Annotated in this window: 18 protein-coding genes; 7 read left to right on the top strand and 11 right to left on the bottom strand. The window is 66.8% G+C overall.

Translation table 11 applies throughout. From position 1 onward, the window contains the following. Positions 1 to 578: 578 nt before the first annotated feature. The 3 genes from HDC36_RS09665 to sucC all read right to left on the bottom strand — a co-directional run bounded on the left by HDC36_RS09665 (position 579) and on the right by sucC (position 5326). Positions 579 to 2678, bottom strand: coding sequence for a pyrroloquinoline quinone-dependent dehydrogenase (locus HDC36_RS09665; protein ID WP_179566642.1), 2100 nt, complete (start codon positions 2676 to 2678; stop codon positions 579 to 581). Positions 2679 to 3266: 588 nt separating this feature from the next. Next, a complete protein-coding gene (gene sucD / locus HDC36_RS09670) occupies positions 3267 to 4139 on the bottom strand; it encodes a succinate--CoA ligase subunit alpha (protein ID WP_179566644.1) in 873 nt (290 codons plus the stop codon). A 23-nt stretch (positions 4140 to 4162) separates the two neighbouring features. Next, on the bottom strand, positions 4163 to 5326 hold the full coding sequence (gene sucC, locus HDC36_RS09675; protein ID WP_179566646.1) for an ADP-forming succinate--CoA ligase subunit beta: 1164 nt from the start codon (positions 5324 to 5326) through the stop codon (positions 4163 to 4165). 301 nt (positions 5327 to 5627) lie between these two features. Here sucC and HDC36_RS09680 point away from each other — a divergent pair, with 301 nt between their 5' ends. Together HDC36_RS09680 and HDC36_RS09685 are read left to right on the top strand one after the other, a co-directional pair. Next, complete coding sequence (locus HDC36_RS09680) at positions 5628 to 7241, top strand: HAMP domain-containing sensor histidine kinase (protein WP_179566648.1); 1614 nt, start codon at positions 5628 to 5630, stop codon at positions 7239 to 7241. A 74-nt stretch (positions 7242 to 7315) separates the two neighbouring features. Further along, the gene (locus HDC36_RS09685; RefSeq protein ID WP_179566650.1) at positions 7316 to 8704 is read left to right on the top strand and encodes a sigma-54 dependent transcriptional regulator; all 1389 of its coding nucleotides are present in this window, start codon (positions 7316 to 7318) and stop codon (positions 8702 to 8704) included. A gap of 161 nt (positions 8705 to 8865) precedes the next feature. On the opposite strand, the gene pilB is transcribed toward HDC36_RS09685, so the two are convergent. The 3 genes from pilB to HDC36_RS09700 all read right to left on the bottom strand — a co-directional run bounded on the left by pilB (position 8866) and on the right by HDC36_RS09700 (position 11612). Continuing rightward, positions 8866 to 10602, bottom strand: a complete 1737-nt coding sequence (gene pilB / locus HDC36_RS09690) for a type IV-A pilus assembly ATPase PilB (protein ID WP_179566652.1) — start codon at positions 10600 to 10602, stop codon at positions 8866 to 8868. Between the two features lie 40 nt (positions 10603 to 10642). Further along, the gene (locus HDC36_RS09695; RefSeq protein WP_179566654.1) at positions 10643 to 11044 is read right to left on the bottom strand and encodes a pilin; all 402 of its coding nucleotides are present in this window, start codon (positions 11042 to 11044) and stop codon (positions 10643 to 10645) included. A 136-nt stretch (positions 11045 to 11180) separates the two neighbouring features. After that, positions 11181 to 11612 carry a pilin gene (locus tag HDC36_RS09700; protein ID WP_179566656.1) on the bottom strand — a complete coding sequence of 144 codons (432 nt, stop codon included), beginning with the start codon at positions 11610 to 11612 and terminating at the stop codon, positions 11181 to 11183. A 385-nt stretch (positions 11613 to 11997) separates the two neighbouring features. Here HDC36_RS09700 and HDC36_RS09705 point away from each other — a divergent pair, with 385 nt between their 5' ends. The 3 genes from HDC36_RS09705 to coaE are packed head-to-tail and all read left to right on the top strand — an operon-like array spanning position 11998 to position 14758. Next, complete coding sequence (locus tag HDC36_RS09705; protein WP_179566658.1) at positions 11998 to 13254, top strand: type II secretion system F family protein; 1257 nt, start codon at positions 11998 to 12000, stop codon at positions 13252 to 13254. A 6-nt stretch (positions 13255 to 13260) separates the two neighbouring features. Then, a complete protein-coding gene (locus tag HDC36_RS09710) occupies positions 13261 to 14124 on the top strand; it encodes an A24 family peptidase (protein ID WP_179566660.1) in 864 nt (287 codons plus the stop codon). 13 nt (positions 14125 to 14137) lie between these two features. Then, a complete protein-coding gene (gene coaE, locus HDC36_RS09715; protein ID WP_179566662.1) occupies positions 14138 to 14758 on the top strand; it encodes a dephospho-CoA kinase in 621 nt (206 codons plus the stop codon). Positions 14759 to 14886: 128 nt separating this feature from the next. Here the strand turns inward: coaE and HDC36_RS09720 are convergent, their stop codons facing one another. The 4 genes from HDC36_RS09720 to rimK form a co-directional block, all read right to left on the bottom strand. After that, a complete protein-coding gene (locus HDC36_RS09720) occupies positions 14887 to 16227 on the bottom strand; it encodes a HAMP domain-containing sensor histidine kinase (RefSeq protein ID WP_179566664.1) in 1341 nt (446 codons plus the stop codon). Beyond that, complete coding sequence (locus HDC36_RS09725; RefSeq protein ID WP_046978044.1) at positions 16220 to 16897, bottom strand: response regulator transcription factor; 678 nt, start codon at positions 16895 to 16897, stop codon at positions 16220 to 16222. Before HDC36_RS09725 ends, HDC36_RS09720 begins: the two co-directional genes overlap by 8 nt. A gap of 14 nt (positions 16898 to 16911) precedes the next feature. Continuing rightward, positions 16912 to 17370 carry a hypothetical protein gene (locus tag HDC36_RS23465; protein WP_241092927.1) on the bottom strand — a complete coding sequence of 153 codons (459 nt, stop codon included), beginning with the start codon at positions 17368 to 17370 and terminating at the stop codon, positions 16912 to 16914. Between the two features lie 265 nt (positions 17371 to 17635). Next, positions 17636 to 18529, bottom strand: a complete 894-nt coding sequence (gene rimK, locus HDC36_RS09735) for a 30S ribosomal protein S6--L-glutamate ligase (protein ID WP_179566666.1) — start codon at positions 18527 to 18529, stop codon at positions 17636 to 17638. Positions 18530 to 18824: 295 nt separating this feature from the next. Here rimK and HDC36_RS09740 point away from each other — a divergent pair, with 295 nt between their 5' ends. Then, positions 18825 to 21122, top strand: a complete 2298-nt coding sequence (locus HDC36_RS09740; RefSeq protein ID WP_179566667.1) for a TonB-dependent receptor — start codon at positions 18825 to 18827, stop codon at positions 21120 to 21122. A gap of 268 nt (positions 21123 to 21390) precedes the next feature. On the opposite strand, the gene HDC36_RS09745 is transcribed toward HDC36_RS09740, so the two are convergent. Next, on the bottom strand, positions 21391 to 23478 hold the full coding sequence (locus HDC36_RS09745; RefSeq protein WP_179566668.1) for a phospholipase C, phosphocholine-specific: 2088 nt from the start codon (positions 23476 to 23478) through the stop codon (positions 21391 to 21393). 269 nt (positions 23479 to 23747) lie between these two features. Between HDC36_RS09745 and HDC36_RS09750 the strand changes: the two genes are divergently transcribed. Then, positions 23748 to 24917 (top strand): serine hydrolase domain-containing protein, encoded by a 1170-nt coding sequence (locus tag HDC36_RS09750; protein ID WP_218848134.1) that lies wholly within the window; start codon positions 23748 to 23750, stop codon positions 24915 to 24917. Positions 24918 to 24986 lie beyond the last annotated feature (69 nt).

Below are 24986 nucleotides of genomic sequence, written 5' to 3' on the forward strand. Positions count from 1 at the left end.
GCCGAGTGCCCGCTGGGTGCACTGTGGGAGGGACTTCAGTCCCGACTGGCTCCGAAGTCAGTCACTGACAGACTCCGTGTCGCGGCTGAAGCCGCTCCTACAAGAAGCGGCACGCCGAGTGCCCGCTGGGTGCACTGTAGGAGGGACTTCAGTCCCGACTGGCTCCGAAGTCAGTCACTGACAGACTCCGTGTCGCGGCTGAAGCCGCTCCTACAAGGAGCGGCATGCCGAGTGCCCGCTGGGTGCACTGTGGGAGGGACTTCAGTCCCGACTGGCTCCGAAGCCGGTCGCTGACAGACCGCGCGTCGCGACTGAAGTCGCTCCTACAAGAAGCGGCATGCCGACAGCTCGCTGGGTGCACTGTAGGAGGGACTTCAGCCGCGACTGGCTCCGAAGCCGGTCGCTGACAGACTCCGTGTCGCGGCTGAAGCCGCTCCTACAAGGAGCGGCATTCCGAGTGCGCACTGGGTGCACTGTGGGAGGGACTTCAGGCTCGACTGGCTCCGAAGCCGGTCGCTGACAGACCGCGCGTCGCGACTGAAGTCGCTCCCACACGGAGCGGCACGCCGCGCATCGCCTCACCCATTGCCGCGACTCCCTGCCCGCGCACGACGCCGACGACGCCAGCGCCGCCACAGCGTCACCACGGCCGCGAGCAGCGCCAGCGCGACGAGGCCCAGGGTCGCCATGCGCGCGGCCACGCCGTGCTGGAACACCACCTCCCGGCCCTGGCCATCCAGCGTATAGGCGACCACGTAATCGCCCAGCGCTCCCATGCCCTCGCGGCCGCCGGCGGCGATCACCACGTACTGCTTGCCGTCCACCGCATAGATCGACGGCGTGGCCTGGCCGCCCGCCGGCAGCTTGGCGTCCCACAGGGTCTTGCCGCTGGCGCTGTCGAGCGCACGCAGGCGCGCATCGGCGGCCGCGGCGATGAAGGTCAGCCCGCTGGCGGTGGTCACCGCGCCGCCCAGCAGCGGCGTGCCCACGTCCAGCGGCAGCCACGGCAGCCGCTCTTCCAGCGTGCCGAGCGGGCGTTCCCAGGCGATCTTGCGCGTGCGCAGATCGATCGCTACCAGCCGCCCCCACGGCGGCTTGACGCAGGGAACGCCGCGGGACGAGGCCAGCATGCCGCGGCGCATGTAGTACGGCGTGCCCTCCATGTCGTTGAACTGCTGGGCGGGATAGCGCGCGTGGTCGCTGTCGAGGAACTGCGCGCGCGGGATCAGCGCCACCTGCATCGGCAGGTCCGACACCGGCAGGATCGCCAGCTGGCGCTGCGGGTCCACCGCGATGCCGCCCCAGTTCACCCCGCCGGCCCAGCCCGGCAGCGCGATCGTGCCGCGCACGCTGGGCGGAGTGAACAGGCCTTCCGAACGCAGCCCGGCGATCAGCGCGGCGCACTCGCGGCGCGCGCCCGGCGTCGCGCCCCAGGCGTCGGCGGCGGTCAGCGGCGTATGTCGCGCCAGGCGCAGCGCCGGCTCGGGCATCGGCTGGGTCGGCGAGATGCGCTCGCCGGGTACGTCGGTCGCCGGCACCGGCACTTCGCTGATCGGGAACACCGGGCTGCCGTCGCGCCGGTCGAAGACGAACAGGAAGCCGGTCTTGGTCGCCTGCAGCACCGCCTCGCGCGACCCCTGCGCGGTCTGCACCGTCGTCAGCACCGGCTGCGAGGCCAGGTCGTAGTCCCACAGGTCGTGATGCACCAGTTGCTGCGCCCACACCCGGCGCCCGCTGTGCAGGTCCAGCGCCACCAGCGAATTCGCATCGCGGTTGTCGCCGAGCCGCCCGCCGCCGTAGTAGTCGGGACTGGCCGAGCCGGTCGGCACGTACACCAGCCCCAGTGCCGGATCCACCGCCAGCGGCGCCCAGGCGTTGCCGCCGCCGACCGTGGCGGCCTGCTCCGGCTGCCAGCCGGCCGCGGCCGCGGCGGCCGGAGCGCGCGGCACCGGATCCCAGCGCCACAATTCGCGCCCGCTGCGCGCGTCGTAGCCGCGCACCACGCCCTGCTCCAGCGCATGCCCGCGGTTGTCGCCGATCGAGCTGCCCACCACCAGCACGTCGCCGGCCACCACCGGCGGCGAGGTCACCGCATAGTTGGCCCAGGCATCGCCGGGCCTGTCCTGCACGTCGATCCCGGCCCGCAGGTCGATGCTGCCGGCAGTGCCGAACCCGGCGCAGGGCCGACCGTCGGCGGCGTCCAGCGCGATCAGCCGTGCGTCCAGGGTGCCGAACACGATGCGCTCGCGGCAGGCGCCGTCCGTGGCCTGCGCGTCGCGCCAGAAGCTCACCCCGCGCGAGGCCGGATCGCTGTAGTGCTTGCCGCGCGCGACCTGGGCGTCGAACGACCACAGTTCGCGGCCGCTGGCCGCATCCAGCGCGAAGGCGATGCCGGTGCCGGTGACCAGGTACATGCGCCCGTCCAGCACCAGCGGATTGGCCTCGAAGCGGCGCCGTTCCGGATCCGGCAGGCCCGCGCCGAGTTCGCCGGTCCGGAACGACCAGGCGATGCGCAGCCGTCCCACGTTGTCCGGGGTGATCTGGGTCAGCGGCGAATACTGGCCGCCGCCGGGCGCGCCGGCATAGCTGGACCAGTCGCCCGGCGCCGCCGCGCAGATCCCGCCAACGCCGAGCGCCAGTCCCGCACCACATATCGCTGCCCGCCATCTGCTGCCCACCGGTGCCGCTCCCGTCGTTGCGTGAAGTGGCGGCAAGTATGTGCAGCGCCCGTCCGCCCGCCACGGCCAAGGGACGGCGGCGGCCACGACAGTGACCAATGGCGGCCGCACAGGGACGAATGGGGCGGGCGCCAAGCGGGCCAATGATGGCCGGCAACCGCACGTCGGGACATTTTCGAATCGCAGCCACGGCGCAAATCCTGTGGCAACGGCTCTGGAAGCGCCGGCCGTTGGGCGCGACGGGCCTTCCGGTAACGCATGTTGCGGCGAAGGTCACGCCGAACACACTGTTGAACGCAAATCCCGCGTCGAACATGCCGAGCTGACAGACGTTGCCGGGTGCAGCAGCGGCGCGCGGCACGCAACGGCAGAGCGACAAGCCCGGTCGGAGAGAGGAGTTTGGGGTGAAGGTACAGGCGAAGCACTCGTCACCTGAGACAGCACGGCGCTACACCTTCGAAAAAACGCCGACACAAAAAAAGGGCCCCGCTTTCGCGAGGCCCCGTTCGACGCTGACCGGCATTGCCGCCATCGAACGATCGCGACATGCGGCACCTGAGCCGCCGCATGCCGCAACCGCCGTGTCGCTTACTTCACCAGCGAAGCGATCGCCGCGCCCAGGTCGCCCGGCGAACGGACGGTCTTGACGCCAGCGGCTTCCATCGCCGCGAACTTGCCGGCCGCGGTGCCCGAACCGCCCGAGGCGATCGCACCGGCGTGGCCCATGCGCTTGCCCGGAGGAGCCGAGGCGCCGGCGATGAAACCGACGACCGGCTTCTTGACGTGGGCCTTGATGTACTCGGCACCGGCTTCCTCGGCGTCGCCGCCGATCTCGCCGACCATGATGATGCCCTGGGTCTGCGGGTCTTCGTTGAACAGCTTGAGGCAGTCGACGAAGTTCAGGCCGTTGATCGGATCGCCGCCGATGCCGATGACGGTGGACTGGCCCAGGCCGGCAGCGGTGGTCTGCTTCACGGCTTCATAGGTCAGCGTGCCCGAGCGCGACACGATGCCGATCTTGCCCGGCATGTGGATGTGGCCCGGCATGATGCCGATCTTGCACTCGCCCGGGGTGATCACGCCGGGGCAGTTCGGCCCGATCAGGGTCACGTCCGGGTGCGACTTCAGCACGTTCTTGACCCGCAGCATGTCCAGCACCGGGATGCCTTCGGTGATGCAGACGATGACCTTGATGCCGGCCGAGGCCGCTTCCAGGATCGCATCGGCCGCGAACGGCGGCGGCACGTAGATCACCGACGCATCGGCGCCGGTGGCGTCGACCGCTTCACGCACGGTGTTGAACACCGGCAGGTTGATGTGGGTGGTGCCGCCCTTGCCCGGGGTCACGCCGCCGACCACCTGGGTGCCGTACTCGACCATCTGGGTCGCGTGGAAAGTCCCCTGCTGGCCGGTAAAGCCCTGCACGATGACCTTCGTATTCTTGTTGATCAAAACAGACATGAATTCTTCCTAGTCTCGTGGGTTCAGGCAGCGACGGCTGCGACGACCTTCTTGGCGCCATCGTTGATGTCGTCGGCCGGGGTGATGGCCAGGCCGGATTCGGCCAGCAGCTTCTTGCCTGCCTCGACGTTGGTGCCTTCCAGACGCACCACCACCGGCACCTTGACGTCCACTTCCTTGACCGCGGCGATGATGCCCTCGGCGATCATGTCGCAGCGGACGATGCCGCCGAAGATGTTGACGAAGATGGCCTTGACCTTGTCCGAGGACAGGATCAGCTTGAACGCCTCGGTCACGCGTTCCTTGGTGGCGCCGCCGCCGACATCCAGGAAGTTGGCCGGCGAACCGCCGTTGAGCGCGATCACGTCCATGGTGGCCATGGCCAGACCGGCGCCGTTGACCATGCAGCCGATGTTGCCGTCCATGGTCACGTAGTTCAGGTCGTACTCGCTGGCGCGCACTTCGGCCTCGTCTTCCTGGGTCTTGTCGCGCATGGCGGCCAGATCCTTGTGGCGGAAGGTGGCGTTGTCGTCGGAGTTGACCTTGCCGTCGAGCGCGTACAGGTCGCCGCTGTCCAGGATCGCCAGCGGGTTCAGTTCGACCAGCGCCAGGTCCTTTTCGTTGAACAGGGTGTACAGGCCGCCCATGATCTTGGCCAGCTGGTTGGCCTGCTTGGCGTTGAGGCCGAGCTTGAAGCCGATCTCGCGCGCCTGGTAAGGCTGCAGGCCTTCGACGAAGTTCACGTTGAGGGTCTGGATCTTCTCGGGGGTCTCGGCTGCGACCTGCTCGATGTCCACGCCGCCTTCCGACGAGGCGATGTAGGTGATCGACTGGGTGCCGCGGTCCACCAGCACCGACAGGTACAGTTCCTTGGCGATCTCGCCGGCCTCGGTGACCAGCACCAGGCTGATCGGCAGGGCCACGCCAGCGGACTGGTAGGTTTCCATCGAGGTGCCGAGCATCTTGGCCGCAGCGGCCTTGACGTCGTCGGTGGTCTTGCAGAACTTCACGCCGCCGGCCTTGCCGCGGCCGCCCGCGTGGATCTGGGCCTTGACCATCCAGGGGCCATTGCCCAAGGCATTGGCCGCTTCGACAGCTTCTTCGGGCGTGGACGCGACGCGTCCGGCCGGGACCGGGATGCCGTAGTCGGCAAACAGTTGTTTCGCCTGGTATTCGTGGAAATTCATGCGTCACCGTGGGAAGAGGAACGACCGTCCCGCAGCGATCCGGGCCTGGAATGGCGGCCGGAATGGTACGGACGGGCCGCATATTGTGGCCGACCCTGGGCGGCGGCGCAAAAGCGCTGGTTTCCGGCACCGCCGCGGGCGGGCCCACAGACCCGGCCCGGCGCCGTCGCGACGCGGCCCGGGCGGGCCCGCGCAGCCCCGTCCTCGGCCATGCCGAGGCCGCCACCGGTGCGGCCCTGCCATCGCATTCCCCGGCGCGACGCCTATACTCGCGCCGTCCGTCGCCTGGCTGGAGTCCGGCTTGCCCACAAGCGCCTCGCTCATCGACCGCATCGAGTCCATCCCGCGCCGCGAGCTGTACTTCTTCGCGCTGTACCGGGTCCTGGTGGCCGGACTGATCGCCGCGCTGGTGTTCAGCCCGTTGAGCGTGCTGGTCGGCGCGCCGCGCTTTCCGCAACTGGCGGTCGGGCTGGCCGGCGCCTACCTGCTGGTGGCGCTGCTGCTCCTGCTGTGGGGCCGCAACGAACGCCATCTGATCCCGATCGTGTTCTGCAGCGCGACCGCGGACATCGCCGCGGCCACCCTGGCCGCGCACGCGCTGCCGGCGGCCAGCGCCGGCATCGCGATGATGCTGCTGTTCAATGTCGCCGCCGCGGCGATGCTGCTGCCGCTGCGCTACGGCTTCGGCGTCGCCCTGACCGCCGCCGCGGCGACCCTGCTGGAATACGTGTGGACCTCGCTGGACGGCGGCGAAAGCACCCGCAGCCTGGCCGAACTGGCCATGTTCGCGACCAGCTACCTGGCGGTGTCCTACATCTGCTACCAGATCGGGCAGCGCGCGCGCAGCAGCCAGACGCTGGCCGATCGGCGCGGCGCCGAGGTGGCCAATCTCTACGAAATCAACGAGTTGATCATCCGCCGCATGCGTACCGGGGTGCTGGTGGTGGACGCGCAGAACCGCGTCACCCTGGCCAACGAGGCCGCCTCGGCACTGCTCGGCGACGCCGACGGCAACAGCGCCAGCGGCCGCCTGGACCTGCTCAGCGCCGCGCCGGAGCTGGGCAAGCGGCTGCAACGCTGGCGCAACGGCTGGAACCAGGAAGAGACCCCGCTGCAGCTGTCGCCGGACCAGCCGGAGGTGCAGCCACGCTTCGCCCGGCTGCTGATGGAAGGCGACCTGACCCTGGTGTTCCTGGACGATGCGACGGTGGTGTCGCGGCGCGCCGAATCGCTGACCCTGTCGGCGCTGGGCCGCTTCTCGGCCAGCCTGGCGCACGAGATCCGCAACCCGCTGGCCGCGATCAGCTACGCCTCGCAGCTGCTCGAGGAATCGCCGGCGATCGGCGACGCCGACCGCCGCCTGCTGCAGATCATCCACATGCAGTGCCAGCGCACCAACGGCATCGTCGAGAGCGTGCTGGGCCTGGCCCGGCGCGAGCGCTCCAATCCGGAGAACCTGGACCTGGGCGTGTTCGTGCGCCGCTTCGTGCTGGAATACCGGCAGACCCTGTCGATCGAGACCGACAGCCTGGAAGCCATCCTCGCGCCGCAGCCGGTGCACGCGCTGGTCGATCCCAAGCACCTGCACCAGATCCTCAGCGCGCTGGTGCACAACGCGCTCAAGTACGGCCGGGTGATGGAGGAGCCGGCGCGGGTGCGGTTGCGCGTGGCGATACAGGAACGCAATGCCATCGTCGATGTCATGGACCGCGGCCCCGGCATTCCCGAAGCGGTCGCCGCGCAGCTGTTCCGCCCGTTCTTCACCACCTCCGAGCACGGCACCGGGCTGGGCCTGTATATCGCCCGCGAACTGTGCCGGGCCAACCAGGCACGCCTGGAATACGTCCCGGTACCGGCCGGCGGCGCCTGCTTCCGCGTGGTCCTGCCTGGCCCGCACACCATGCTGTCGGGTTGAGACGCACGTCACTGAATCCCTCGCCGCGTCGATAATTTGGCGCTCCCCCCGTACCTGGGCTATCTTTTCCGCACATGAACGAAACCCGAAGCGCCCTGGTCGTCGACGACGAACGCGACATCCGCGAACTGCTGGTGCTGACCCTGGGCAGAATGGGGCTGCGCATCAGCACCGCCGCCAACCTCGCCGAAGCCCGCGAACTGCTGGCGAGCAATCCCTACGACCTGTGCATCACCGACATGCGGCTGCCCGACGGCAACGGCATCGAACTGGTCAGCGAGATCGCCCGCCACTATCCGCGCACGCCGGTGGCGATGATCACCGCCTTCGGCAGCATGGACCTGGCGGTGGAAGCGCTGAAGGCCGGCGCCTTCGACTTCGTCAGCAAGCCGGTGGACATCCACGTGCTGCGCGGCCTGGTCAAGCATGCGCTGGAACTCAACAACAGCGAACGCGCCGCGCCGCCGGCACCACCGCCGGAGCAGGCCAGCCGCCTGCTCGGCGCCTCCACGGCGATGGACGTGCTGCGCGCCACCATCGCCAAGGTCGCGCGCAGCCAGGCGCCGGTCTACATCCTCGGCGAGTCCGGCGTCGGCAAGGAACTGGTCGCGCGCACCATCCACGAGCAGGGCGCGCGCGCGGCCGGTCCGTTCGTGCCGGTCAACTGCGGCGCGATCCCCGCCGAACTGATGGAAAGCGAGTTCTTCGGCCACAAGAAGGGCAGCTTCACCGGCGCCCATGCCGACCAGGCCGGCCTGTTCCAGGCCGCGCACGGCGGCACCCTGTTCCTGGACGAAGTCGCCGAGCTGCCGCTGCCGATGCAGGTCAAGCTGCTGCGCGCGATCCAGGAGAAGTCGGTGCGCCCGGTCGGCGCCTCGACCGAAGTGCCGACCGACGTGCGTATCCTGTCGGCCACGCACAAGGACCTGGCCGACCTGGTCGCCGACGGCCGCTTCCGCCACGACCTGTACTACCGCATCAACGTGATCGAATTGCGCGTGCCGCCGCTGCGCGACCGCGGCGGCGACCTGCCGCAACTGGCCGCGGCGATCCTGGCGCGGCTGGCCAAGAGCCACGGCCGGGTCACCCCGCTGCTGTCGCCGTCGGCGCTGGACGCGCTGAACCGCTACGCCTTCCCCGGCAACGTGCGCGAACTGGAGAACATCCTCGAACGCGCCCTGGCGATGGCCGAAGACGACCAGATCAGCGCCGCCGACCTGCGCCTGCCGCAGCCCGGCAACAGCGCCCGCGCCGCGGCCGAAGCCGCCCCCGCGCTGCCGCCCGGCGTGGTCGACATCGACCCGACCTCCTCCGCCCTGCCCTCCTACATCGAGCAACTCGAGCGCGCCGCGATCCAGAAGGCGCTGGAGGAGAACCGCTGGAACAAGACCCGCACCGCGGCCCAGCTCGGCATCACCTTCCGCGCGCTGCGCTACAAGCTCAAGAAGTTGGGGATGGAGTAGAAGAGCCGGGATTGGGGAGTCGGGATTGGGGATTCGTAAAAGCAACGGCGTCCCATTCCTCTCCTAATTCGGCCTAGGTAGAAAAGGCGGATCAGGGATCGGGAGGAGTCGCGGCTCCGCTCTTGCGAATCCCCAATCCCGACTCCCGAATCCCGGCTCCATCAGTCCTTGGTCACGCGATTGATCTCCGCCAGGCTGGTGATGCCGGCGCGCGCCTTGAGCAGCGCCGACTGGCGCAGGTCCTTGACCCCGATCTTCTGCGCCGCCTCGGCGATGTCCATCGCGTTGCCGCCCTGCAGCACGATCGCCGCGATCTCGTCGTTCATCGGCATCACCTGGTAGATGCCGGTGCGGCCCTTGTAGCCCTCGGTGCATTCGTCGCAGCCCACCGCCTCGTACAGCTGGATGCCGGCGGCGACCTCGGCCTCGCTGAAGCCCTCGGCCAGCAGCGCGTTCTCCGGCAACTGGGTCGGGCGCTTGCAGTTGTTGCACAGCCGCCGCGCCAGGCGCTGCGCGATCACCAGCGTCACCGAACTGGTGATGTTGTACGGCGCGATGCCCATGTTCATCAGGCGCGCGATGGTCTGCGGCGCATCGTTGGTGTGCAGCGTGGACAGCACCATGTGGCCGGTCTGCGCCGCCTTGATCGCGATCTCGGCGGTTTCCAGGTCGCGGATTTCGCCGACCATGATGATGTCCGGATCCTGGCGCAGGAACGAGCGCAGCGCCGCGGCGAAGGTCATGCCGCGCTTGTTGTTCTGCTGTACCTGGTTGACCCCGGGCAGGCGGATTTCGACCGGATCCTCGGCGGTGGAGATGTTGCGGGTATCGTCGTTGAGGATGCCCAGCGCCGTGTACAGCGACACCGTCTTGCCCGAACCGGTCGGACCGGTCACCAGCACCATGCCGTAGGGCTTGTGGATCGCGTCCAGGAACAGCTTCTGCTGCTCCGGCTCGTAGCCGAGCTTGTCGATGCCCAGCTTGGCCGCGCTGCCGTCGAGGATACGCAGCACGATCTTCTCGCCGAACAGCGTCGGCAGCGTGCTGACGCGGAAGTCGATCTGCTTGCTCTTGGACAGGTTGAGCTTGATGCGCCCATCCTGCGGCACGCGCTTCTCGGCGATGTCCAGCTGCGACATCACCTTCAATCGCGCCGCGATGCGCTGATTGAGCTTGACCGGCGCCTTGGCCACGCTCTTGAGCAGGCCGTCGATGCGCAGGCGCACCCGATAATCGTCCTCGTACGGCTCGAAGTGGATGTCCGAAGCACCGCGGCGGATCGCATCCACCAGCACCTTGTTCACGAACTTGACCACGGGCGTATCGTCGCCCTTGGCATCGACGCCGGTATCGCCGCCGCTGCCCATGTCCTCGTCGCCGGCACTGACCTGCAGGTTGCCCATGCCCTCGTCGTCGTCGCCCAGCGCATCGCCGATCGCGTTGCTGCTCGCCTGCCACTGCTCCAGCGTGCGCCGGATCTGGTCCTCATCGACCAGGATCGGCTCCACCGTCAGATTGGTATGGAACTTGATGTCGTCCAGCGCCCGGGTCTGAGTCGGATTGCTGACCCCCACGAACAGCCGGTTGCCGCGCTTGAACAGCGGCAGCACCTGGTGCTTCTGCAGCAGTTCCTCGCTGACCAGCTTGATCGCGCTCTGGCTGGCGTCGAACACCGACACGTCCAGCAGCGGCATGCCGAACTCGACCGCATTGGCGGCGGCCAGCTGCGCTGCGGTGACCAGCTTCTTCTCGGAGAACCACTGCGGCAGCGGGATCTTGGCCTCGGCGGCATGCGCCATGGCGGTCCGCGCAGCAGCTTCCTCCAGCGCGCCGTCCTGAACCAGGCGGCGTGCGATGCCGGTGATGCCGACTAGATTCGTGGTAACCAACGCGCTCATAGTCTCCACCTCAATTCAAAATGAGATATGAGGCATGCAACTAGCCACAGCCTCCCGGCCTGTAAGGTACATCAAAGGCACTGGCGTCACACGTCCATACACCTTCAGAGTCGCGCCTCAAGAAGAGCGACTTGCCATCCACTTTCGAGTTTCCTGCGACATGGCATTCGATGCGTGCCACGTAATCCTCGGCGAGACTGACATCTATCGAAGGACAAGCACTGGAACTCCTGAGCCCTACATAATCCGCGTCAACGATCGAGACGTCACGGCGCTCCGCAATGGCGGTTTCGATCGTAGTCTTTCCAGGACGCACGGTGGCTAGCGCTGCAGTTACTTGACTCTTGGCGACATAGCCTTGATACAGCGGCATCCCAATAGCAGCAAGAATAGCCACTATCGCCACGACGATCATCAGTTCAATCAAGGCAAATCCGCGCATGCCGCCTCCATTTCTTTAAGCGCCCGCGACCGACAAGCACAAGATGTGCCAAAAACGACATCCGCACAGATGTATTCGGAATTAAAAAAAGAGGCCCCTTTGGGGCCTCTCTAAATAATTTATGAATATTCTACTATCAGGTCGCGGCAGCAGCAGTACCACAGCTACCCGGGCGGTACTTGGTATCCAGACTCGAAGTACAGGTCCAGTTGCCATCAGCGTCGCGGGTCCAGATCAGCGTCTTGCTATTGAACTTACCGGCATTGCCGTTCTTCGTGGTGCAAGTGATGTTGCCAGTGGCAGTCGCCCCCAGTGTCACGTCGCAATACGTGGTAGAGGCCTTGACACCAATATAGCCAGCATCCGTGGTGGTCGTGCTCGGCGTCTTGCCCTCGTTAATGGCGGTCTCAAAACCGACCTTGCCCGGGGTGATTTCGGCCAGTGCCGAAGTTGCCTGCGACTTGACCACATAGTCCTGGTACATCGGGATGGCAATGGCGGCCAGGATGGCGATGATCGCGACCACGATCATCAGTTCGATCAGGGTAAAGCCCTGTTGCTTCTTCATTGGTGAATCCCCTAGAGATGGTGTGTAAGTTTGGCAGACACTCCGCCCACGGGGCGTACTACCCCTGAGCGCCGCGCGGCAGAGCGCCACGTGCGGGTGATACAAGCAGGCTGCGTGCCAACCTTCTCACGCCCACCTTATGCTCCCCGGAGTGCATGATGCCTCATTGAATGCCGCCCGACATGGGCAAAGAAGAGATTTGCGACCGGCTTTCCCCTGTGCCAGAACGGGTCACAAAGTGACGCACAACGTCAGTTCGACGGAATTCTGGCTCTTCGATCCCTGCGACGCCGTTCGGTCACAGGGATCGGATGCCAGACGCCACGGAAACCGATACCATGCCGGACATGTCCGCCTGGGGATGGCTGGACGGGGAGCACACCTGATGTCCGCAACTCGTAGCGCAGTACCCAAACAGCCCGTCGCACGTACTACCAACCAGCAGGTGCCGTTTGTCTGGGAGGGAACCGACAAGCGCGGCGTCAAGATGAAGGGCGAGCAGACCGCCAAGAATGCCAACTTGCTGCGCGCCGAACTGCGCCGCCAAGGCATCACGCCGTCGGTGGTCAAACCAAAGCCCAAGCCATTGTTCGGCGCCGCCGGCAGCAAGATCGGCGCGAAGGACATCGCATTCTTCAGTCGGCAGATGGCGACCATGATGAAGTCGGGCGTCCCCATTGTGGCATCGCTGGAGATTATCGGCAGCGGGCACAAGAACCCCCGCATGAAGAAGATGGTGGACCAGATCCGCACCGACATCGAGGGCGGCTCGTCTCTCTATGAGGCAATCAGCAAGCATCCGGTCCAGTTCGATGAGCTCTATCGCAACTTGGTCAAGGCCGGCGAAGGCGCCGGCGTGCTCGAAACGGTGCTGGAGACGGTCGCGACCTACAAGGAAAATATCGAAGCGCTGAAGGGCAAGATCAAGAAGGCCTTGTTCTATCCAGCCATGGTCATGGCAGTCGCGCTGCTGGTCAGTTCGATCTTGCTTGTATGGGTGGTGCCGCAGTTCGAGGAAGTGTTCAAGGGCTTTGGCGCGGAGTTACCTGCCTTTACCCAGATGATCGTGGCCGCCTCACGCTTCATGGTGTCTTATTGGTGGCTCCTGCTGATTCTGCTCATTGGCACCATTGGCGGCTTCATCTTCGCCTACAAGCGCTCTCCGTCGATGCAGCACGGCATGGACCGACTGATCCTGAAGGTGCCGATCATCGGCCAAATCATGCACAACAGCTCGGTAGCTCGCTTCTCACGGACCCTCGCAGTGACCTTCCGCGCCGGTGTGCCGCTGGTCGAGGCATTGGACATCGTCGCAGGCGCTACCGGCAATAGCGTCTACGAGAAAGCCGTGCTGCGCATGCGCGACGACGTGTCGGTGGGCTACCCCGTCAATGTGGCGATGAAGCAGGCCAACCTGTTTCCGCACATGGTCATCCAGATGACCGCTATCGGCGAAGAGGCCGGTGCATTGGATGCGATGCTGTTCAAAGTGGCCGAGTACTTCGAGCAGGAAGTGAACAATGCGGTCGATGCATTGAGCAGCCTGCTCGAGCCAATGATCATGGTATTCATCGGCACCATCGTCGGCGGCATGGTCATCGGCATGTACCTGCCCATCTTCAAGTTGGCGTCCGTGGTCTAATAGCGCATGGCATTTCTCGATCAACACCCCGGCCTCGGCTACCCCGCCGCGGCCGGGCTGGGCTTGCTGGTAGGCAGTTTCCTCAACGTGGTGATCCTGCGCCTGCCCAAACGCATGGAATGGCAGTGGAAGCGCGATTCGCGCGAGATCCTGGAGCTGCCGGACATCTACGATCCGCCGCCGCCCGGGATCGTGGTCGAACCCTCGCACTGCCCGCACTGCAAGCACAAGCTGTCCTGGTACGAGAACATTCCGCTGTTCAGCTGGCTGGCCCTGCGCGGCAAGTGCCGGCATTGCCATGCGCCGATCTCGATCCAGTACCCGCTGGTGGAGATGCTGACCAGCCTGCTGGTGGTCGCCAGCGTCTGGCGCTTCGGCTTCGGTTGGCAGGGGTTCGGCGCGATCGTGTTCAGTTGCTTCCTGGTCGCGATGTCGGGGATCGACCTGCGCACCCGCTTGCTGCCGGACCAGCTGACCTTGCCGCTGATGTGGCTGGGCCTGGTCGGCAGCATGGACAATCTGTACATGCCGGCCAAGCCGGCGCTGCTCGGCGCGGCGGTCGGCTATGTGTCGCTGTGGTCGGTGTGGTGGCTGTTCAAGCAGATCACCGGCAAGGAAGGCATGGGCCATGGCGACTTCAAGCTGCTGGCGGCCATCGGCGCCTGGTGCGGGCTGAAGGGCATCCTGCCGACGATCCTGATCTCCTCGCTGGTCGGCGCGGTACTCGGCTCGATCTGGCTGGCGGCCAAGGGCCGCGACCGGGCCACGCCCATTCCGTTCGGCCCCTATCTGGCCATCGCCGGCTGGATCACGTTCTTCTGGGGCACGGAAATCATCGATACCTACATGCGCTGGTCCGGGCTGCGCTGAGCGGAGCTGCGCGGTGAGCGATTTCATCGTCGGCCTCACCGGCGGCGTGGCCTCCGGCAAGAGCGAGCTGAGCCGCCGCTTCGAGGCCAAGGGCATCGTCGTGGCCGATGCCGACGTGGCCGCCCGCGCAGTGGTCGCGCCCGGGCATCCGGCGCTGGCGCAGATCGTGGCCCGTTTCGGTGCGCAGATCCTGCGCGAGGATGGCAGCCTCGATCGCGCCGCGCTGCGCCAGCGCATCTTCGAAGATCCGGTGGCGCGCCGCGACCTGGAGGCGATCACGCACCCGGCGATTCGTACGCTGATGCAGCAGGCGTGCCGCGAGGCCGCCAGCCCCTATGCCGTGGCGGCGATTCCGTTGTTGACCGAAGTCGGCGCGCGCACCGCATATCCCTGGCTGGACCGGATCCTGGTGGTCGACGCGCCCGAGGCAACGCAGCATGCGCGCCTGATGCAGCGCGACGGCATTACCGCCGAGCTGGCGCAGCGGATGATCGCGGCGCAGGCCACGCGCGCGGCGCGGCTGGCGATCGCCGACGATGTGGTGGTGAACGATGGCGACGCCGAACGGCTGCAGGACGCGGTGGATGCGCTGGATCGGCGCTATCGCGCGTTGGCGGCGGCGAAGATCGGCTAGGCGTGCCGCGCGCTTTTGCAGGAGCGGCTTCAGCCGCGACACGCGCTCCCTGGAATCTCTGTCGCGGCTGAAGCCGCCCCTACAACTGCGATATGCGAAGGCGTTCGGCAATCTCGCCGGGCACTAACTCAAACCGCCGCCGGCCTGAACCACAGCGTGGCCACCACGCCCTTGGACGTGCCCGGGCGCACGTTGACCTGCCAGCCGTACAGATCGCACAGGCGGCTGACGATCGACAGGCCGATGCCGCCGCCCTGCGAGTGGCCGGCATGGGTGCCGCGGTAGCCGCGCTGGAACAGCTTGGCGGCGTCCTCCGCACTGAGTCCGGGGCCGGAGTCGATCACCTGCACCGCATCGCTCAGCACCCGCACCACCACCTGGCCTTCCTGGGTGTACTTGACCGCGTTGCCGATCAGGTTGCCCAGCGCCACCGACAGCGCCGACTCCGGCGCGTCGATGGTCAGATTGCGCTCGCCCTCCAGCAACAGTTGCAGCGGCTTGCCGCCCAGCTGCGCGCGGTGCGATTCGATCAGTTGCTCGGCGACCTTGGCCACGTTGCTGTTGCCCTGCCCGCGCTCGTTGCGCGACAGCAGCAGCAGCGAACCGATCAGGTCGCTGCATTGCTGTTCGGCGCGCTGGATGCGCTGCAGGCGCTGCAACACCTTCTCGTCGAGATTGGGACGGGTCAGCAGCAGTTCGGTGGCGCCGCGGATCACCGCCAGCGGCGTGCGCAGCTCGTGGCTGACGTCGGCGTTGAACTCGCGGTCGCGCTGCACCACTTCGGTGAGCCGGGCGGAATAGTCGTCCAGCGCTTCGGCCAGCTGGCCGACTTCGTCGTCGGGGAAATGCGGCGCCAGCGGCTTGGGATCGCTGCTGCCGCGGTAGGCGCGCAGCCGCGCGGCCAGATCGGACACCGGGCGCATCACTCGCGACGCCGACCACCAGCCGATCACCAGCGACAGTGCGCTGAACACCAGCACCGACAGGATCAGGGTGCGATTGAGCTGCACCTCGCCCTGGATGGTCTGGGTCATGTCGTAGGCGAGGAAGAACCACTCGCTGGGCGTCTTGCGTACCGCAAGCTTGTACGAGAAAGGCTTGCCGCTTTCGTCGAGCCCGGAAATGTTGTGGATGCCATCGGACAGCTTGTACCACTCGGGCTGCTCGCGCCGGAGCGTCTCGAAGCGATCGCTCTTGACCACCCGGCCGAACATCTGCTGCACCGGCAGGTCCGGATTCTTGGAAGGATCGGAATAGAACCGCTTGGCGAACGCGTCGATGTTGCGATTCATCACGTCTTCGACGAGCTGGTTCTCCACCCGCGCGCGCGCCCAATTGGTGGCGAACGCGAACAGTGCGGTCAGGCCGAAGCCCAACAGCACGAAGGACAGGATGATGCGGCTGCGCAGGCGGCGGCGGTAGCGTCCGCGCCGCCGCACCGCCCGCGGCAACTCTCCAGCTTCAGGCATCGGGCGCGGCGATGCGGTAGCCGATGCCATGGCGGGTCTGGATCATCGGCACCTCGAACGGCTTGTCGACCACCGCGCGCAGGCCGTGGATGTGCACGCGCAACGAGTCCGAATCCGGCAGTTCCTCGCCCCACACGCGGGTCTCCAGTTCCTGCCGGGTCACCACCGCGGGCGAGGCCTCCATCAGCGCCTGCAGGATCTTCAGCGCGGTCGGGTTGAGCTGCAGCAGCTTGCCCTGGCGCCGCACTTCCAGCGTATCCAGGTTGTATTCCAGGTCGCCGGTCTCCAGCACGCGGGTGTGCACGCCCTTGCCGCGGCGCGACAGCGCGTTGAGCCGCACTTCCACTTCCTGCAGCGCGAACGGCTTGATCAGGTAGTCGTCGGCGCCGGAATCGAAGCCTGCCAGCTTGTTGTCCAGCGAATCGCGCGCGGTGAGCATCAGCACCGGGGTCTGCTTGCGCGCTTCGTTGCGCAGCTTGCGGCACACTTCGATGCCGTCCATGCCCGGCAGGTTGAGGTCGAGCACGATGGCATCGAATTCGTGCACCACCGCCAGATGCAGGCCGGTGACACCATCGGCGGCGAAATCCACCGTGTGCCCGCGGTCTTCGAGGTAGTCGCCCAGGTTGGCAGCGATATCGCTGTTGTCTTCGATCACTAGAATTCGCACCAACATTTACCCCGTCAGTCGTACTTGCCAGTTGGATTGCGCCGCATCAATTCCTGCGCATCCTCGTTGTCGCGGCGGCGTTCCGCCACGGTCTTGCATTGCGTCGTGGTGCGCAGCGATCCGATGACCGCTTCGCGCCTGCAGATCAGCCGGCTGTCCGACGACGCCTTGGACAGCAGCGAGTTGACCGTTTCCTGATCGTTGAACAGCACGACCTTGTCTTCCTCGCGCAGCGTATCGACGTCAGGGTGTGCATTCAGCACCGTCGCCATGCGCGACAGCGCGGCTTCCACCTTGCTGCGATTTTCTGCACTGAGTTCGGAGTAGGTCTTGCCATCGTCCAACTGCTGGCGAATTGTACTGAGTTGCTGTGCGAACGATTTCTTCACGTTCATGGGCGCCTCACCTTTCGGTGCCGCCGCCGCGCTGCACGCGAGCGCCATCCCCAGCATCAAACCGATCACCTTCTTCATCCCTGTCCCCTACGCGATTGGTGGTGTGAATCACAATGTAGCCGTCCGGCGAACGGGGCTGCAAGCTGCGCACGACCCAGGCCGAGCGCTGCACCGACGGCAGCGCCGCGCACAAAGAAAAAGACCCAAGCGGCAAGGCCGCTTGGGCCGAAAGATATATCCCGATTACCGTTCCTGCTGAGGAGGGCAGAGCTGCGGTCCGACGAAGCATACGCAGGCGGGAATTAAACCCGTGTTAAGCCAGAACGCAGGGCCGAACATCGCCCTAAGTTACTGATTTCTTTCGAATCAGACTGGCTTCGAGGTGCTCGATGACCTTGCCGGCGATATCCAGGCCGCAGACCGCCTCGATCCCTTCCAGGCCCGGGGTGGAGTTGACTTCCAGCACCAGCGGGCCGCGCCGCGAGCGGATCAGGTCGACCCCGGCCACGCCCAGGCCGAGGGCTTTGGCCGAGCGCACCGCCACCTCCTGCTCGCCGCGGCTGGCCACCGCCAACTGCGCGCTGCCGCCGACATGCAGGTTGGAGCGGAAGTCCCCTTCCGGCGCCTGCCGGCGCATCGCCGCGACCACCTGGTTGCCGACCACGAAGCAGCGCAGGTCGGCCCCCTCGGCCTCGCCGATGAACTCCTGCACCAGGAAATTGGCGTACAGGCCGCGCAGCGCCTCGACCATGCCGCGCGAGGCGCTGGTCTTCTCGGTGAGGATCACGCCGGTGCCCTGGGTGCCTTCGTTCAACTTCACCACATGCGGCGGCGGGCCCAGCATCGACAGCAGATCGCCGGTGTCGTCGGGGTTGTCGCCGAACACGGTCATCGGCATGTCGATGCCCTTGGCCGCCAGCAACTGGTGCGCGCGCAGCTTGTCGCGGGCGCGCAGGATCGCATCGGACGGGTTGGGCGTGCGCACCCCCATCATTTCCAGCTGACGCAGCACCGCGGTGCCGTAGCGGGTGACGGAATTGCCGATGCGCGGGATCACCGCGTCGTAGCCGGTGATCGGCTTGCCCTTGTAATGCATGGTGAAGGCCCCGGCCGCGATGCGCATGTAACAACGCAGCGGGTCGAGCACACGCACCGTGTGCCCGCGCTCGCGGCCGGCCTCGACCAGGCGCCGCGTCGAATACAGCTTGGTGTTGCGGGACAGGATGGCGAGCTTCATCGAGGCGCGACGGCGGTGGCTGGCCCGGCATCATACGTTGCGCCGTCGGCGCTGCGGGATCGGCGCCATGCCCGATGGTTCGCACGCGAACGTGGCGGCGGCGCATGACCGGCCTTGGCATGCCCGCTCGGCGGCCGGCATCTGCAGACACGCTGTCCCACAGACGACACGGAACCGCCCCGAAACGTTCACAAAACCGTTGCATGGTGGCGAGCGGGCCGCACAGGCCGTGTGTTGGCTGTCACGCATCGCACGCCAGGCCCCAACGCCTCCCCCCTTTTATTGGTGAATTTCGATGACCCCCACCTCCCGATCCTTGCGCCTGCATGCGCTGGTGCTCGCCGTCGCGTCCGCGCTGCCGGCCTTCGCCGCGCTGGCCGAGACCGCACCGGCCGACGCCGAGGCCACGGCCACCGCCGGCGGCAGCGACGCGACCATGCTCGATGCGATCACCGTGGTGTCCACCGGCACCACCCGCCAGGTGCAGCGCATCACCCGCGAGGACATCGGCATCGCCGCGCCCGGCACCAGCGCGCTGAAGGTGCTGGACAAGTTGCCGGGCGTGCAGTTCCAGTCGGCCGATGCGTGGGGTTCCTACGAGTGGTCGACCGCGATCAGCCTGCACGGTTTCGACCAGAGCCGCCTCGGCTTCACCCTGGACGGCGTGCCGCTGGGCACCATGAGCTACGGCGTCAGCGATGGCCTGCAGGTGACCCGCGCGATCATCTCCGAGAACGTCGGCTCGGTGGAACTGTCGCAGGGCGCCGGCGCCCTGGGCACCGCCTCGAGCAGCAACCTCGGCGGCACCGTGCGCTACTACTCCGACGATCCGGACGCCACGCCGGGCATCCGCTTCAGCCAGACCTTCGGTTCCGATTCCACCCGCCGCACCTATCTGCGCGGCGACATCGGCGACATCAACGGCTTCTCGATGTACACCTCGATCGTGCACGGCGAGGTGGACAAGTGGAAAGGCTACGGCAACAACGAGTACAACCAGGCCAACCTCAAGGCGCTGTACCAGTGGGGCGACGGCAACCGCGTTAGCCTGTTCCTGGACAGCTCCAAGCGCAAGGAATACGACATCATGGACCTGTCGCTGACCTCGCAGAAAGCGCTGGGTTGGGACTGGGACTACCTGATGCCGGACTGGAACAGCGCGGTGCAGATCGCCAACGCGCTCAACGGCAACGGCAGCTACCCGGCGTCCTTGAACGCCCTGCCCGCCGACTACGGCAAGGCCGACGCCACCTACTACTCCGGCGCCGGCCTGCGCGACGACAACCTGGCCGCGCTCAGCGGCGCGTTCAACCTGGGCGGCAACGCCACGCTGAACCTGGCCGGCTACTACCACGACAACAACGGCGAAGGCCAATGGACCACGCCGTACGTGGCGTCCTCGGCCACGGTACCGCTGTCGATGCGCACCACCGACTATCGTCTCAACCGGCATGGCGTCACCGCGTCGCTGAATTTCACCGTCGCCGGTAACGAGATCGAGATCGGCGGCTGGTACCAGAACGCCAAGACCGTGCAGGAGCGCAACTACTTCCTGCTCGATGGCCCGTTCACCGATCTGTACTACTTCAACAAGTCCGGCACCCTGTTCGCCCGCGGCTTCGCCCAGCACTACGAGACCGACACGCGCATGTTCTATGCGCAGGACACGCTGCGCCTGCTCGACGACCGCCTGACCCTGAACTTCGGCGCCAAGAAGCTGCAGGTGGACACCACCGCGCAGTCGCTGGTGCCGACCACCTCCTACGCGGCCGGCGAGATCAAGGCCGATTCGGATCTGTTGCCGCAGGTGGGCGTGAACTACAAGCTCGACGAGCACCAGGAACTCTACGCGTCCTACAACAAGAACATGGCCGGCTTCGGCTTCACCCCGTTCCAGGAATCGCAGGCGGCGTTCGACGCGATCAAGAAATCGCTGGAGCCGGAAACCGCGCAGACCTACGAACTGGGCTATCGCGTGCGCGGCGATGGCATCGAGGCATCGCTGGCGCTGTACCACACCACCTTCGACGACCGCCTGCTGGTGACCTCGCCGTGCAGCGCGATCCAGACCTGCTCGGCCACGCTCAACAACGTCGGCTCGGTGCGCAGCCAGGGCGCCGACCTGGCGGTGATGTGGCGCCCGATCGCGCAGCTGCGCTGGCTCAACTCGCTGTCCTACGACGACTCCACCTACCAGGACGACTATCTCAACGGCGGTGTGGTGGCCACCTCGGGCAAGCGCGTGGTCGGCATCCCGGAGTGGATGTTCTCCAGCAGCCTGGCCTATGAGAACGCCGGCTGGCACGCGGCGCTGGACGGCAAGTACACCGGCCGCCGCTACATCAGCTACCTCAACGACTCGTCGGTGCCGAGCTACTGGCGCTTCGACCTGAGCGCGGGCTACGACTTCGGCGAGGTCGGCATGTTCCAGAACCTTGGCCTGAGCGCCAACGTCACCAACCTGTTCGACAAGCGCTACTTCGCCACCGTCGGCACCAATGGCTACGTGGTCTCCGATCCGAACGGCTACAACCAGACGCTGATGGCCGGCGCGCCGCGGCAGTTCTTCGTCACCTTCAGCGGCAAATTCTGAGTTGACGCCTCGCCAGGGAAGGCGATCGCGCCGCCGTTGCGGGAGCAGCGGCGGCGCCTTGCGTTTTCCCGGTGCAAAACCGCACGCATGAAGCCGCCATCTGGCGGCTTTTTCGATAGTGCGTGGTGCTGTGGGAGGTCGCATTGACGGCGACATCGGTCGCGGCTGAAGCCGCTCCTACAAGAGCCCGACATTGCGCGCTTTTGTAGGAGCGGCTTCAGCCGCGACACACGGCGTGGGGACGCCACCCTATTGAATAGAGCGACAGCTACCCGGCGACAGCGCGGCCGATCGCCGGATCGCTCATGCTCGGACGGCCGGTCTCGATGTGCCCGGCCAGGCGCCGCCGCCACTGCGGCATGGACGTGCTCGCGATCTCCAGATCGTACCAATGGTGCTGCGCCGCCAACGGAAAGCTCAGCGTCTGGCGTGCGCCGCCCCCCAGTTCGAACGCCTGCTCCGCCCCACCGCGGTAGCCATCGCGGACCCGCAGCCGGCATGGCTGCGCACCGGCATTGCGCAGTTCCAGCAGCAGGCATTGGCTGGCCGCGTCGTAGTCGGCATCGGCCTGCAGCCCCGCATCGGTCACGCCGTCGCCGTGAAACTCGCGCAGGAACCCATTGGGGCCATGCACGCGCAACGCGTAGCCGAGATCGGTCGCCGCGCCGCGCCAGTCGCGCGCATCGTGCAATTCGCTGCCCGCCGCGATCGTGTAGAACCACGGGCCGGCGCTGCCGCCGTCGGCATAGGCGTTCAGCGCGACGCCGACGGTACTGCGGTTGAGCATGCGCAGCGTCGGCTGCTGCGCTCCCGCCTGCAAGCGCACATCGAAATCGTAGGGCAGCGCGCGCGCCGGGCGCTGGCCCGGCTCTTGCGCCGGCAAGGCCTGCTGCGCGGGTCGCTGCGGCGCCGGCAAGGCCACGGTCGCGTCGACCCGGGCGATGAAGTCGCGGGTGTCCGGCAAGGCGACGCGGGCGTCGTCGTGCCCGGCGAAATCCAGCGCCGAAGTCAGGTCGCCGGCGATCGCGCGGCGCCACAGACCGATGTTGGGTTCGGCGACGCCGAAGCGGCGCTCCAGGAACCGGATCACCGAGGTGTGGTCGAACACCTGCGAATCGACCCAGCCGCCGCGGCTCCATGGCGACACCACCAGCATCGGCACGCGCGGACCGAGGCCGAGCGGGACGCCGTGGTAATCCTCGCCGCGCACGTCGACATTGCTGGCGCCCATGCCCGGATCGGTCGCCGGCAGCGCCGGCGGCACGTGGTCGAAGAAGCCGTCGTTCTCGTCGTAGTTGATCAGGAACACCGTTTTGGACCAGACCTCCGGCGATGCCGCCAGCACCTCCAGCAGGCGCGCGCTGAGAGACTCGCCATAGGCCGGGGTGGCCTCGGGGTGCTCGCTGAGCAGATACGGCGCCACGATCCACGACACCTGCGGCAAGGTGCCGCCGCGCACGTCGCGTTCGAACGCCGCGACCAGGTGCTCGCCGCGCGAGGCCTTGGCGTTGTCGGCGGTGGACCCCGGCACGATCGCGCGGCCGCGCCGGTACAAGGGTGAACTGCGGTCGAGATTGCGGAAATTGGCGAAGTACGGATGGCTGTTGTCGCCGTAGTTGTCGAATTCCTGGTAGACCTGCCAACTCACTCCGGCCTGCTGCAGGCGTTCGGAATAGGTGGTCCACGTGTAGCCGGGAAACGCCGGATTGTCGCGCGCCATGTCGGCGGTCCAGTTGCCGTCGTCGCGGTTGTTCACCGCCTGCTCGCCGTCGTTGCCGACGCTCAGGCCGCTGGTGCCGGTGAACATGTACATGCGGTTGGGATTGGTCGGGCCGAACAGCGAGGCGTGGTAGCCGTCGCAGATGGTGAAGGCGTCGGCCAGCGCGTAGTAGAACGGCACGTCCTCGCGCTGGAAGTGGCCCATGGTCATCGCCGTCTTCTGCGCGATCCAGGCGTCGTGGTGCTTCCAGGTCTCGTGCGAGCCCTTCCAGTCGTGGTTGAGGCCCTGCATCCACTGCGCGCTGCTGGTCTGGCCGTTGAGGCGGAACGGCAGCACGTAACGATCGCCGGCGCCGGGCTCGGGCTGGTACCAGACCGGACGCCCACTGGGTAGCTGCAGCGGTCTAGGATCGCCGAAGCCGCGCACGCCGCGCAGGCAACCGAAGTAGTGGTCGAACGAGCGGTTCTCCTGCATCAGGATCACTACGTGCTGCACGTCCTGCACGGTGCCGGTGACCCGCGCCGGCGGCACTGCCAGCGCGCTGCGGATGGCCCCGGGCAACAGCGGCATGACCGCCCCGGCGCCGAGGGCCAGGGATGCACTGGCGAGGAAACGGCGACGACTGTGTTCGACCATGGGCAGAAACCGGCGACGAGCTTGCGCTCACTGACCGGCCAGCGTAGGTGCCGCAGATGAAGCGGGTTTGACAGGCCGTGCCGCGGCGGGCGCGCAGGTCAATGACACGATGGTCCGGCTATGCTCTTGGCCATCGGCGCATCGTCAGCCTCCTGCGCTGGACCGAGACCATACGAGGGGAACCGAATGGAAGTGGGTGCCCGTACTGCCAGCGTGTCTGACACCATCGCCTGGCTGACAGCGCCGCGCGCATCCGCGCGATTGGCGCCATGGACGCCATGGACGCCAGCAACGGTCGCGTCCGGCGCATCGCGCTTCGCCGGCGCCGATCATCCGGAGACGATGCCATGATCGATGCCGCCATCACTGCGCCGATGTCGCGGCGATCGTTCCTGGCCGCTTCCGGCGCGGCGCTGCTGCTGACCGCACTACCTCGCCCCGCATCGGCGGCCGCGAAGAACGCGCCAGCCATCATCGACGCGTGGGCGAAGGCGAACGCCTTCCAGGGCGTCGTCCTGCTCGCCCGCGATGGCAAGGTCGCTTACGCGCAGCCCTTCGGCATCGTGGACGTGGAAGCGCAGCGGCCGGCGAAGATCGACGACCTCTACGGGATCGCCTCGATCTCCAAATGGTTCACCACCCTGGCGATCCTGCGCCTGGTCGAACAGCGCAAGCTCGACCTCGACCGGCCGATCACCGCCTGGCTGCCGGACTATCGTGCCGACACCGGCGCGCGTATCAATCTGCGGCGCCTGCTGTCCAACAGCAGCGGCCTGACCGAGCAGTACGGCCCGGCCGCCAAGGCCGACCCATCGCTGATGACGCTCGAGCTACCGGCCGCCGAGGCCGTGCGCCGGTTCGCCAGCGCCGACCTCGCGTTCGAGCCGGGCGCGAAGTTCGACTACATCTTCGCCAACTGGATCGTCGTCTACGCGATCGTCGAAGCGGTCGCCGGCATGCCCTTCGTGGACGCGATCCGCACCCTGGTTTTGGACCCGCTGGAGCTGCGCCATACCGGCACCGGCCCCGCGATCGCGACCGCGCCGACCACGGTTCCCTCCTACCGGACGCTGTCGCCGCCCGAGCGCCGCACCTACGACAGGCCGGGCTTCATCGCCGCGGCCGTCGGGTATTTCAGCAATGCACAGGACCTGATGCAGGCCGCGCACCGCGTCTACGACAAGGGCTTTCTGTCGCCAGCGTCGCTGCACCAGCTCAACACGGTGGAAATGCCGGAAGAATATGCGCTCGGCGGCCGCGTGAAGACACTGACGCTGCGCGGCCAGCGCCGCACCTACGCCTGGGAAACCGGCAACACCGCCGGCTATCGCTCGCTGCTCGCGCACCGCCTGGACACGCACGAAACGGTGGTGATCCTCAACAACAGCAGCATGTCGCAGCGCCAGCTCGACGAGTTCGCGATCGCCACGCAGTCCTGAGCGACGACAACGGGCACATACGCCTGGTTCTGCTGCAGGCTCAAAGAATACGTATTCGCCTACGAAACA

Origin of the sequence: Xanthomonas sp. JAI131 (genome assembly GCF_013410075.1) — a bacterium.
Taxonomy (GTDB): domain Bacteria; phylum Pseudomonadota; class Gammaproteobacteria; order Xanthomonadales; family Xanthomonadaceae; genus Xanthomonas_A; species Xanthomonas_A bonasiae.